Origin of the sequence: Paenibacillus donghaensis, assembly GCF_002192415.1 — a bacterium.
Taxonomy (GTDB): domain Bacteria; phylum Bacillota; class Bacilli; order Paenibacillales; family Paenibacillaceae; genus Paenibacillus_AQ; species Paenibacillus_AQ donghaensis.
In genome coordinates this window covers 3,989,466-4,001,265 of record NZ_CP021780.1, presented here as the reverse complement: position 1 = coordinate 4,001,265, position 11,800 = coordinate 3,989,466, and the positions used below count along the sequence as shown (strand labels likewise).

Annotated in this window: 13 protein-coding genes; 10 read left to right on the top strand and 3 right to left on the bottom strand. The window is 52.6% G+C overall.

The annotated features are described in order from the left end of the window. Positions 1 to 20: 20 nt before the first annotated feature. Positions 21 to 344, bottom strand: coding sequence for a hypothetical protein (locus tag B9T62_RS18060; RefSeq protein WP_087916537.1), 324 nt, complete (start codon positions 342 to 344; stop codon positions 21 to 23). A gap of 192 nt (positions 345 to 536) precedes the next feature. Here B9T62_RS18060 and B9T62_RS18055 point away from each other — a divergent pair, with 192 nt between their 5' ends. The 9 genes from B9T62_RS18055 to B9T62_RS18015 all read left to right on the top strand — a co-directional run bounded on the left by B9T62_RS18055 (position 537) and on the right by B9T62_RS18015 (position 7,505). Continuing rightward, positions 537 to 1,526 carry a copper amine oxidase N-terminal domain-containing protein gene (locus tag B9T62_RS18055; RefSeq protein ID WP_087916536.1) on the top strand — a complete coding sequence of 330 codons (990 nt, stop codon included), beginning with the start codon at positions 537 to 539 and terminating at the stop codon, positions 1,524 to 1,526. Between the two features lie 94 nt (positions 1,527 to 1,620). Next, positions 1,621 to 1,812: a hypothetical protein gene (locus B9T62_RS18050; RefSeq protein WP_087916535.1), complete on the top strand. Its 192-nt coding sequence runs from the start codon at positions 1,621 to 1,623 to the stop codon at positions 1,810 to 1,812. Positions 1,813 to 2,407: 595 nt separating this feature from the next. Continuing rightward, a complete protein-coding gene (locus B9T62_RS18045) occupies positions 2,408 to 2,908 on the top strand; it encodes a GGDEF domain-containing protein (protein ID WP_087916534.1) in 501 nt (166 codons plus the stop codon). Between the two features lie 178 nt (positions 2,909 to 3,086). After that, complete coding sequence (locus tag B9T62_RS18040; protein WP_087916533.1) at positions 3,087 to 3,995, top strand: ABC transporter ATP-binding protein; 909 nt, start codon at positions 3,087 to 3,089, stop codon at positions 3,993 to 3,995. Further along, on the top strand, positions 3,985 to 4,803 hold the full coding sequence (locus B9T62_RS18035) for an ABC transporter permease subunit (RefSeq protein ID WP_087916532.1): 819 nt from the start codon (positions 3,985 to 3,987) through the stop codon (positions 4,801 to 4,803). The genes B9T62_RS18040 and B9T62_RS18035 overlap by 11 nt, the downstream gene beginning before the upstream one ends. 571 nt (positions 4,804 to 5,374) lie before the next feature. Continuing rightward, the gene (locus B9T62_RS18030) at positions 5,375 to 5,560 is read left to right on the top strand and encodes a hypothetical protein (RefSeq protein WP_087916531.1); all 186 of its coding nucleotides are present in this window, start codon (positions 5,375 to 5,377) and stop codon (positions 5,558 to 5,560) included. Further along, complete coding sequence (locus tag B9T62_RS18025; protein WP_087916530.1) at positions 5,530 to 5,949, top strand: GNAT family N-acetyltransferase; 420 nt, start codon at positions 5,530 to 5,532, stop codon at positions 5,947 to 5,949. The genes B9T62_RS18030 and B9T62_RS18025 overlap by 31 nt, the downstream gene beginning before the upstream one ends. Positions 5,950 to 6,690: 741 nt before the next feature. Then, positions 6,691 to 6,981: a hypothetical protein gene (locus B9T62_RS18020; RefSeq protein ID WP_087916529.1), complete on the top strand. Its 291-nt coding sequence runs from the start codon at positions 6,691 to 6,693 to the stop codon at positions 6,979 to 6,981. Positions 6,982 to 7,262: 281 nt separating this feature from the next. Further along, positions 7,263 to 7,505, top strand: a complete 243-nt coding sequence (locus B9T62_RS18015; RefSeq protein ID WP_087916528.1) for a hypothetical protein — start codon at positions 7,263 to 7,265, stop codon at positions 7,503 to 7,505. Between the two features lie 217 nt (positions 7,506 to 7,722). Here the strand turns inward: B9T62_RS18015 and B9T62_RS18010 are convergent, their stop codons facing one another. Next, positions 7,723 to 8,691, bottom strand: coding sequence for a serine hydrolase domain-containing protein (locus B9T62_RS18010; protein ID WP_087916527.1), 969 nt, complete (start codon positions 8,689 to 8,691; stop codon positions 7,723 to 7,725). An 835-nt stretch (positions 8,692 to 9,526) separates the two neighbouring features. Next, positions 9,527 to 10,219 carry an N-acetylmannosamine-6-phosphate 2-epimerase gene (locus B9T62_RS18000; RefSeq protein ID WP_087916525.1) on the bottom strand — a complete coding sequence of 231 codons (693 nt, stop codon included), beginning with the start codon at positions 10,217 to 10,219 and terminating at the stop codon, positions 9,527 to 9,529. Positions 10,220 to 10,434: 215 nt separating this feature from the next. Between B9T62_RS18000 and B9T62_RS17995 the strand changes: the two genes are divergently transcribed. After that, positions 10,435 to 11,784 (top strand): FAD-dependent oxidoreductase, encoded by a 1,350-nt coding sequence (locus B9T62_RS17995; protein ID WP_245864491.1) that lies wholly within the window; start codon positions 10,435 to 10,437, stop codon positions 11,782 to 11,784. Positions 11,785 to 11,800 lie beyond the last annotated feature (16 nt).

Below are 11,800 nucleotides of genomic sequence, written 5' to 3'. Positions count from 1 at the left end.
TGCGGGGATTTATTTGATATTTAGAAAATTATGGATAAGGTATGTATAAAGATAGGGTCTCGCGCATTCCGCAGGAACAGCCCGCTATTGACCTTAAGGTCTCGCGCATTCCGCAGGAACAGCCTGCTTTTGACCTTAAGGTCTCGCGCATTCCGCAGGAACAGCCTGCTTTTGACCTTAAGGTCTTGCGCATTCCGCAGGAACAGCCTGCCCTTGCGGTTAAGCACTTGCGCATTCCGCAGGAACAGCCCGCCCTTGACCTTACTCTCCGGCCTGCATCCCGTCAGGGATAGCAGGCCGTCCACTGCAGCGTTCAAGCGGTCCCGCAGGGATAAGCGGTCCACCCTCCCAGCCGCCTAAACACAGTACCGCCTTACTCATTCGCCAAATTTGCGGGAGTCCAGAGGGCAGAGCCCTCTGGGGCCCTCCCTTGGAAGGGAGGGTTTGGGAGGGATCGAATTTGCAACTTTTGGCAATAGTCTGCGTCATTATCTAAGCAAGCCATCATATTACCGCATAGAGGAGAGCTGTTTATTATGAATGCTAAACATCACATGATCGCTGGATTTACCGCCGCTGCTATCTTATCCTTCGGCTTCATCGGTGCCGGTAGCACCTCGGCTGCCCCGGCGGACATCCGGATCTCAATCAACAATCAGATGATCCAACCATCAGCCACCCCTTATATTAAGGGAGGAACAACGCTTGTTCCTCTGAATATGGTCACCAGTCTGCCGGGTACGGCTGTGGAATGGAACAATAAGACCAAGACTGTTACAGTGAAGAAAGGAACGATTACTGTGTTATTGCGTGCCGGCAGCAGCACGGCTTCGGTGCAGGCCACCGCTTCAAGTGCGGTCGTCTCTCTGACGCTGCCGGTCCAGGCTGAGCTGAAGCAGGGGCGGATCATGGTGCCGCTCCGTTTCATCGCCGCCGCTGCCGGTGCGGAGGTCCGCTGGAATGCTGCGGCGCGTACAGTTGAGGTAACATCTTCTGCCTTCCCGGCTTCCACGCCCACTCCTTCTAGTGGAGCGGGGAACGGCACAGCCGCGAGTCCTGCCGCCGGGTCTGCGCTGACCCAGGCGCGCAATGCAGCGCTCGCCTTGAAGACGAGCAGCCAACTGCCGGAGATTGCTTCCAAGGTGCCGAATGAAGGGATGAATGTTACCTACTATTTTCCGCAGAACCGATCAGATGCCTTCTTCATCAGTGCTTCCGACAAGCTGGAATATTATGTAGTCGAGAACCAGACAGCCAAGCTGACTTGGCAAGCCCGGCTGAAGCTGGGCGGCACCGCTGCTTCCACGGACAAGACGCTGCCTATGCTGCAGTATCCTGTGGATAAGCAGAATGGAAGCAAGCCTTCGCTGTCAGGCCCATTAGTCTATTTCAAACTGATGCCGCATATCGGGGAAGCCGCCTTCGGGCTGCTGCATCCGGATGGTACGACGGAGCAACTTGGACAGCAGGAAGTGAAGTTTGACGCAGTGGTTGTAGATGTGCCGGGCGAGGGGACACAGCGCTAATTATCGTTTCATCTATAGAATAGTTTCATAACGCTTCGATCAACCAGCAGCCCTTTGTGGGATGCTGGTTGTTGCATCGGTTGCTTAGGATGTAATGCTGCTTGTGGATGTAATGCTGCTTGTGGATGTAATGCTGCTTGTGGATGTAATGCTGCTTGTGGATGTAATGCTGCTTGTGGATGTAATGTTGCTTGTGGATGTAATGTTGCTTGTGGATGTAATGTTGCTTGTGGATGTAATGTTGCTTGTGGATGTAATGTTGCTTGATGGATGTAATGTTGCTTGATGGATGTAATATTACTTGTGGATATAATGCTGCTAATGGATGTACTGCTGCTTGTCCGGAAGTAACGGCTGTTTCTGAGCACAGTCTGTTCGTTAAAGTAACTGAGCTCTTCAGCTAACTGTATTTCGTACACTTATTTCAAGCAAAAGTGCGGGAAAAATGACTTTAGTTGTATTTGATACAGTTATTTTTGCTAAAAAGGCTGCTGAATGGGTAAATGGGAATTTTTAGTTGTATGAAATGCAGTTATATCCCATTTACCCGCCAAATTGGCAATTATAAATGTAAGAAATACAGTTAAACTTCTGCGACCGCCCGCCTATTAATCTGCGTTCAACCGCGTCAATACGAATAAACATCTCAGCTTCATTAACTTGTTACTTACACCAACCCATATCATCTACTTTCGAACGCTAAGCTCAGTTAAACCAAAAGAACGGATGTCTTCCTCATGCATTTATGTCAGAATGTTGAGTTCCTTGCCAAGAAGCAGCCCTGTAATCCGGGGCTGCTTCTATTTGTGCAGATGCACACGACGTCCAACATAGGGCAGCGAAGCCGTGTGCTCTTATTTCTGTTCCTTTAGTTCCGTTTTATTACCATCTTCCGAAATGAGGTAGCCGCTGCTGGCAGAGACGGCCAGGATCTGACATACATTATGATCGATATAGATCATTACAAGAAATACAATGATACGTATGGCCATTATGAAGGCGACCGCGTGCTGCAGCAGATTGGAGCATCAATCAAGTGGTTTGCCGCTGACAGCGGGGGTATGGTGTTTCGTTTGGGCGGAGAAGAATTCGGTATTATTCTGTCCGGTGTGGATGCGGAGGAAGCCTGCGCCTATGCCGAGCATATCCGCAGCAGTGTGGAGAAGCTGGGCATTGAGCATGCGGCCAGCCCGCCTTATGGCGTGGTGACCGTCTCGGTGGGCGTTGCTGCCGTCAAAGTAGAGGGGCTGCGCGAGGAGGATATATATAAGCTGGCCGACAATGCCCTTTACCAGTCCAAGGCTGCCGGCAGAAATCGGGTAACGTTACTGGAGAACCGGACAGGAGTGCTCGAACAGGAGCCGGGAAGTACAGAGTCCTAACCTCATATTGGATACCCCCCGTCCCCGTTAGCCTTAGCGATTAAGGCTAACGGGGGTTTTGGTGTATACAGAACTTTCGTCAGACCAATGAACGATTCGCCATGGCTAAGCGTATTACAGCTGTGAAGGATTCGGCCGTATCCTTAAGGACAGGATTCAGGAATGGGAGGGCTGCAACATGATTAAGGTAGAGCAGGTTAGCAAAAGCCTGGGCGGCAGGCGGATTGTAGAAGATGTCTCCTTGTGGATCAAGGACGGTGAGGTGGCCGGGCTGCTGGGTCCGAACGGAGCAGGCAAAACAACCATGATCCGGCTGATGAACGGCGTGATTACGCCCGACCACGGGAGTATTCATATCAACGGATATTCTGCCTCGAAGCACGGGAAGCAGATCCGCCAGCTTGCCGGTGTAATGACCGAAAGCGCGGGATTGTATCCCGATATGACGGCACGCGAGAATCTTGATTTTTTTGCTAGGCTGTATGGGGTGGAGATTCCGCGAGTGCGGATAGGGCAGCTGCTGGAGCAATTCCGGCTGGAGAGCTATGGGAATAAGCTGGTCGGTGAGTACAGTACAGGTATGAAGAAACGGCTGGCTATCGCCAAGGCGCTGCTGCATCAACCCAAGCTGCTCTATCTGGATGAGCCGACGAACGGACTGGACCCGGACGGCATCCGCGAGATGATGCTTTATTTACGGCAGCTCAACCGGCAGGAAGGTACGACGATTATCATCTGCTCCCATGTGCTGTATCAGCTGGAGGAAGTTTGCGGTTCTTTTCTGTTCCTGGACCAGGGGCGGATTGTGGAGAGCGGTACGCTTGGCGAACTGGAGCAGAGGTATGCGGGTGAAGTGGTACTGCGGGTTGAAACCGGCCTTGCTGCGTCCTCTTCCTTGCTTCCGGCCATGTATCAGCCAAGAGAGACGCGAGTTGGAGAGATCGAGTTCACCTTGCCCGGCAAAGAGGAGATTTCAGATCTGCTGCGGCTGCTGCTGCTGCATTCTTGGGTGCACCATGTTCAGATCGCCAACCGGAGCCTGGAATCGATCTATTTTGAAGTGAGGAGGCGGGTTCATGAACAATAAGCTGGTCTGGGCCATTGCCCTGAAGGACATGCGTTCCATTCGGAGAACAAGCAAGGTGTGGATCGGGCTGGTGGTGCTGCCGCTGATCCTGGGTGTGATTATTCCGGCGGCAGTGGTCAGCTTGGGCCGCTGGGGAGATATCTCTGCGCTGGGCGGCGATCAAATGACCATCCTGCTGGAACGGCTGCCGGCAGCAGATGCGACGGATTTACCCGATATTCAGCACCGTTTCGTGCATTACATGATCAACTTTATGTTTGTGCCGCTGTTTATCCTGATCCCTGTTACTAACGCGGTTATGATTGCCGTGAACAGCTTTGTTGGTGAAAAAGAACGCCGGACGCTAGAAAGCCTACTGTTCGCACCCGTAGAGATCAGGGAATTATTCGCCGGCAAGCTGCTGGCTTCCTTCATTCCGGCGTACGCCTCTGCCTTAGCCAGCTTCCTGCTGAGCGGTGTCATCATCAATGTGCTGGCTTATCCGATGTTCGGCGGGCTGATTTTTCCCAGCATGCGCTGGCTGATCATTATGCTGTGGGTCATTCCAATGTTTACGGTCAGTGCGATCCTGTTCAGTGTGCTCGTATCGGCCCGGTCCTCCAGTTTTCAGGAAGCGCAGCAGGTGGCGGGCATCATTGTGCTGCCGATTGTCGGATTGTTGATTGGCCAGTCTACCGGAGCGGTGATGCTGAATCCGCTGCTGCTGCTATTGATCGGTAGCGTGCTGCTCCTGCTTAATGGCCTTCTATTGATGTGGGTAGCCCGTCTCAATGAGCGGGACCTGCTGTTTGAGCGTCAGGTCCATTAGATTGTCAAATCCTGTGAGGCCTGCTATACTGGCAATAATTACGAAGAAAAGGTGGTGTCTGTTTGTCGATTGTTCTGTAAGGAGTGTATACAAGGAGCCGCAAAAAATCAGATAGCGAAGCTGTTCGTTATTTGTTATGGACTCGTTGTGCCTTATGGAAATCTTCAAGCAGAGCATTTTCTTCGGGTCAGCTCCAGGAGACCACTCAGAAGAGGCTTACGTTTACTGCATTCCTGAAGGCATAGTTGTCATACTATGTCTTTTTGGCGTTCCTGTGCAGCATGACTGCTTCCGTCAAGGCACACGGATAAATCAGCCCGGTACAGGGCGGGAAGAAGTGTGAACTTATGGATTATAACAAAAGCGCTCAATATGACTTTAACTATGTGCAGGAGCATATGATGGGGCCGAACTCGCAGGTGGTGCTTGAGGAGCTGACTGCAGGCCTCAGCTCCAGCTTGTGACAATGATTCTGCACGCGGGGACCGTCAGATGCTGCAGGCGGATGATGGAAGATATCTGAATCTGATCTCGATTATTGCCGAGAAGAAAGTTTAAGGGAGGATATTCAATGAAAATAGCAGATGAAATTCAATATAGATGGCTGGCGCTCAGCGATCTGGAGCCCGGTTTGCTGCGCGGCTTCACGCGTACCCAGCAGGTTAACGAGGTCTGGCGTACCCTTGACGGGGAACGGAAACTAGTGCTGCAGCCGTTCATTGACGATTGGGAAAGGCGGTCAAGGAAGAGATTGTAGCAGAGGACTTCCATAACTGTATCCGCAGTGGCGGCTGTGTTATTGCAGCTGAGCTGAACGGCAAGATTATCGCTTTTGCCGCGCTTCCGCGGGAGCTGTTCGGCAGTAAGAGTCTATATGCTGATCTGATGCAGCTTCATGTCTCCTCTGAGCACCGCAAGTACGGGCTGGGCAGGAAGCTGTTCGCCATGAGTGCTGCACAAGCTGCACGCTGGGGCGCAGATAAGCTATATATTTCCGCGCATTCCGCCAAAGAAACGCAGGCATTCTACCGTTCCGTGGGCTGCGTAGATGCCGTGGAGATCAACAAACATCATGTGGAGCTGGAGCCGTATGATGTTCAGCTGGAGTATGTCATCGCCAATAGTAAGATGAACAAAAGAAACTAACAAAAGTTGAATAGAAACGGAGGGGAATCTTGGAATTGTTGGAGCGATAGTGACCGCCTTCGTCTACGGATTTCAATCGCAAACAGCGGCCGGAAGTCCAACGATTCGTCTCAGTGACGACTACAACCTTTAGTGTGAATTTTAAGTTCATTTGTTACTACTTAGGTCTCAGCGAGGATTTAGAAAGTTACTTCGGAACGTTCAACGCAAATAGATGCGCAAGTGCAACTAATTTCAGCTGAAACCTCTATCAGGAGGCGTTTAAGTGCGATATTGCAACTAATCTTGAGCAGATCAAGTCTTCTACGCTCAAACGCTCGAATTAAGTGCCTTTTTGGTTACTACTTAGGACCCCTAGCCCTCTTCGCTCGTAACCCTCGCTTCGATTTCAGACGGTTGCGGACTCAGGAGCCTCTATTTGCTGTACATAGGCCGTTTTGCAGGATTAACGGACCCAGGAGCCTCTATATCACAGAAAACCCTCGCTTTTGAGCCTGTTTTGACGACTTAGGGGCTATACGGTCCGTAAGACGTCAAAAGATCGCAGATAGGAGGAAATAGGGGCTATACGGTCCGCTAGAATGCAGGTTACCTAGTTCAAGTGCTTGGAGTCTCGCGGGGGCCTAAGTAGCTGCCTTTTTGCAAGTAATTCAGTGGCTTCTATCTTCTCATCATACGGTGGTCTAAGCAGTAACGTTCATTGTAACTATGGCTGGTTAATGTGATTGTAGGGGGATGGTCATGATCAGGATGATCGAAGAAATCAGGGCTGGGGCGGTTGTTGAGGCCGAGGAACAGGAGGTAAGCACATTGGACGCTTGTCTTGAGGCGGTAGGCAGCCTGGATGGCAGCGCGCGGAGTCTCATCAGCTTCAGCCGAGACGGTCTGACCCTGTTGGTTGGCGGTGGCGGGGGAGGTTATGTGATTACTGTGGAAACAAGCCGTGAGATCAGGAATCTGCTGAATGGCGGAGAGTCCGGACAGGATGAGAGTGAGCTTACAGTAGGCGGGCAAGCATGCGAATATCCCTGAGAGTATGTTGTAGATCGGGAAACCGTTATAGCTGCTGTGGGTGAGCTGTATTTTCAGGCGTCGGCCGACCTGAGCTGGGAGATCATTTCCAAGTAACTAATAGTATAGTAGCAACCAGCAGTTGGATCAGTCCAGGTGGCAGCAGCAATTTCGGAGGTTACCCAGTAATAGAACGCATTTAAAAAATGTAACTTTAGGATTTAGCAGAAACCCTAAACACTAGGATTTTTGCCGACTTCAGCTCTTCATTCTTAAGTTCATCATCTAGGGGGTTATGCAGGATGATTGAGATCAGCCAGGTTCCGGTAATCATGGGACCGCCAGGCCGGAATTATCTGTATATAGAGGATCGGGCCGGGGTATTGTTTCAGGATATGTTCTACCGCCTCAGTAATGCGGTTGTAGCACCGACTGCCCAGAGTGGAAGGGGGGTGACGAGCGGTTCCAGATTGTCACTCTTGGGTCAGGCAGCTTCAATGGGATCTCCTATAAAGGTGATCTGGACGGCTGAAGGCAGGATCTGATGGCTAGGGCGGTGTTGCTCTCGCTGGCCACCGCAACGGTGGATCGGCAGACCGGGAGTCTGCAGATTGTGGGCGGAGCAGTGATTCTGCTACAGGATTGTGAGTTCAGACAGACTTGACCGGCTTTAACGTATCGCTAATGCAGGCAAAGTAACTTTACAAAAATGGCTGAGACTCCTGATTTACAGGGGCTTCAGCCTTTTTGCTATAGGATTCTCTAGTTTATCTTAGAGGAGTATCGATCCAGCAGTGCCGGAGCAACGCAGTCACGGAAGACATCCAGCGGGGGCTGCTGTTTCTGCTTCTGATCCTTGGTCAGCACCACAACGGTCTCTTGCGCAGGAAGCACATACACAAATTGCTCTCCATATCCACGGGCATAATAATATTCCAGTATCGGAGCAGATTCTGTGCTGCTGGAGTCAGGGTCCGGGAAGACATCGGTCCACCAATGCCAGGCATACCCGCCGCGGCGGGGAGGGTCGGCGTCAATCGCAGGCTGAACGGAACGGATTACCCGTTCCGGGGTGATTAACTGGCGGTCTCCCCATTTCCCCTGCTGCAGATAGAGCTGTCCGAACTTCAGCAGATCAGCCGGACGTAGGGACATGCCGAATCCCCCGGTAGCGATGCCCTGAGGGTCACTCTCCCAGCTGTAGGCTGTGATGCCAAGCGGACCGAATAAATATTGTTCGGCAAACGCCGTTACCGGCCTCTCTACCGCCTGCATTAGAATGGCGGATAATAGCTGCGAGACGCCGGAGTTATACTCCATCACCTGTCCCGGGGGATGAGCTAAGGGTTGTCCCAGCACAAACTCCACCCAGTTCGGCGATCTTGTCATCTTCGGGAAGGAGTTCTGCCCGCCGAACTCGGTCCAATTGAACCCGGCAGACATCGTAAGCAGATGCGACAGTGTCAGCTGCGCTTTGCGTGTATCCTTGTCTGCGGCAAGCTGTGGATAGAACCTGGACACAGCAGTCTCAGGCGGCGGCAGCAGGCCTTGGTCCATCGCGATGCAGATCAGGGCGGAGAGGATGCTTTTGGTGCAGGAGTTGATTCGGGCGATTTCGGTTTCGGCAGCTGGCTTCTGGTAATATTGGAGCAGTGGCTCTCCCCGGCGGTTGATCAGGCAGCTGCGCAGCTGGAGCGAGGGGAGGTCTGCTGCTAAAAGAGACAGATTCATTAAAGGTTCCTTTCTGGTGCTGTGATTCCACTAGTATAACCTTACCCAATCTGCTGATTCGGTGCACCTCTGGTTATGTACGTGCGAGTGTAACTCTAAGCTATATAAGATGAACTTGAGAATGGAGTAGTGGAGTTGCCAGAAAGCCTGATGCATAGGGCTTCCCGGCAACTCCGTATGTAACAATCTTAAGTTCACATTCTATAGTCTTCGATTAAAAAACCATACTGAAGGCTTGGGCAGCAGTAACTGCGGTTGGATTATGCGGTTGGATTAAGAATACCTGCAATACCTGCAACACCTGCAAAAGTGCAGGTATTCTTGATATTATGAGCGTCTGAGAGGAAATACCTGCAAAAGTGCAGGTATTAACGGATTTAACAGGATGGAAAGCGAGTTTTACCCTGAAAAGATGTATTATCGCAGGAATTTGTCGGGGAGTCCTTCAATTGGGGACAAAAAGATGTATAAACGCAGGAATATATTAAGTGTTCGGATGATGTCCGCGTGCAGACTGTGAAGCTGGATGTGACTGTGGGGATACTCGCAGCCTGTTGAGGATAGTGTAATGAGCGCACCAAAAGGCTGCTTCAACGTCGGGGATGACTGGAGCAGCCTTTTAATCTATTGGATGGTACTCGTGCTTTCGGCGGACGTGCGGTCCCAGCATGCGGCCAAGCTCTGCCGCTCAGGCCGAGCCGCCCAAGCCAAGCCGCCGGAGCCGCCCGAGTCAAGCCGTGCGGCCGAAGCAGCCGCCCAGGCCGAGCCGCCCAAGCTGCGCGGCCAAGCCTGCGGTGCAGGTCGCCGCCGCCGCCGCTAGAAGCGCTGCGCAGCTTCATCGGACAACGCTGCGGCGCATCTCCTGCACGAACTGCTCTGTGATCGTATGCGGCCTCGTAATGGTGGTGCCCACCACTACCGCATACGCCCCGGCCGCAAGCGCCGCTGCGGCCAGCTGCGGGGAGTGAATCCGGCCTTCGGCGATCACCGGAATCGAGACGGCAGCCGACAGCCTCGCCAGCAGGTCAAGGTCCGGCTCCTCACTCTGCCTGCTGTAGGGCGTATAGCCCGAGAGAGTAGTAGACAGCAGATCGAAGCCAAGCGCTTGCGCGGCCAGCCCCTCCTCCAGCGTGGAGATATCAGCCATCAGCAGGCGGCCCGGTCTGCTATGGATGGCTTGTACCACACCGGCCAGCGTTTCAGCCCGCGGCCGCGGCCGGGAGGTGGCATCGACGGCGACAATATCGGCGCCGGCAGCGAATAGCAGCTCGGCGTCCGCCAGACAGGGTGTGATGTATACGTCTGAATCCGGATAGTTTTTTTTCCAGATGCCGATGACGGGCAGCCCGCAGCCTTCCTTGATTGCTGCCACATCCTGGGGTGAATTGGCCCGAATGGCCGCAGCGCCGCCGTCTCTGGCCGCATTGGCCATAGCCGTCATCAGGTGGCTTCCGTAGAGCGCCTCCCCCGGGTACGCCTGGCAGGATACAATGAGTTGCCCTCTTAATTGTTCTATTACATGGGTCATCAAGACTGACTCCTCCTAAACAACATGAATTATGAAGCGTATACATAGCTATATTTAAAAGTATAGAATCGCAAACCTCACATGTAAAGAAAATTATTTTCTAAAAAACCGGATTTATTGAAAAAAATAAACATAATCATTTACAAGATGCCGGAATTCTGCTAGTTTAATACACAAGATACACCCAGATTGTCAGGACAAGGAGGAATAAGCAGGTGAAATCATTTGATGTAATTGTAATGGGCGGCGGTGTTTCCGGGACGATGGCAGCGGTAGCGGCCGCCAAATCGGGAGCGAAGACGCTGATTGTGGAGTCGCAAGGGTACCTGGGCGGTACGCTCACAGCCAACGGCGTGGGGCCGATGATGACCTTTCATGCCGGCGAGAAGCAGGCGGTTCAGGGACTGACCGACGAGCTGATTGAGCGGCTGAAGCGGATTGGCAAGTCGCCGGGGCATATTTTTGATACCGTCGGCTTCACGTATTCGGTCACTCCGTTTGATGCGGAAGCAATGAAGGTCGAGCTGGAATCGATGGTGCTGGAGAATGGCGGAGACATCCTATACCATACTATGCTGGCCGAAGTGAAGACTGAAGAAGATCGAATCACAGAAATTACGGTCTGTAACAAATCGGGATTAAGCAGTCTGTCCGCCAAGGTGTTTATCGATGCCACCGGCGATGCGGATCTGTCCGTTCGGGCAGGTGCTGCGTATACCAAAGGACGCGAGAGTGACGGAGCAGCGCAGCCCATGACGCTGAAGATGAAGATGATCAATGTGGACATTCCACGGGTAAAAGAGTACATCCACGCCCACCCTGAGGATTTCCCGCTGTATAATGGCGACACCTCGATCATTGAGCAGGCGCCCCGGCTGTCCACCGCCGGTTTTGTAAGCCTATTCAAAGAGGCGAAGGCCAAGGGGGAAATCTCCATCCCCCGTGAGGATATTCTGTTCTTTGAGACCAATACGCCCGGGGAAGTGATTATGAATACCACCCGGATTCTGGGCCATGACGGAACCGATGCGTGGAGCCTCAGCCGAGCCGAGACGATAGGACGCAAGCAATGCCGCGAACTGGAGCTGTTCGTGAAGAAATACATTCCCGGCTTCGAGGAAGCCCATGTGGAATTTACGGGCCCATCCATCGGGGTGCGCGGCTCCCGGCAGATCGTGGGTGTGTATACGCTTACGGCAGAGGATATTCTGGCCCAGAAGCCTTTTGACGATGTGATTGCCCATTCCGGTTATCCGATTGATATCCATAGTCCGGACGGAGAGGGGACGAAACATGAGAAGCTGGTATGGGGTGGAATGTACAGCATCCCATATCGCACGCTGATTACGCCGAATCTGAAGAATGTGATTGTGATCGGACGATGTCTGTCGGCCACCTTTGAAGCGCAGGCTGCGGTAAGAACGACACCAACTACGGGTGCGATCGGCCATGCCGGAGGTGTCGCTGCCGCCGAGGCGGCGCAGCAGGGCATCGATGTGCAGCATGTCGATATCACCAAGGTCCAGGCCATTCTGAAGCAGCAAGGCGCCTACCTGGAAGTTTAGCTGTTCAATTTAAATG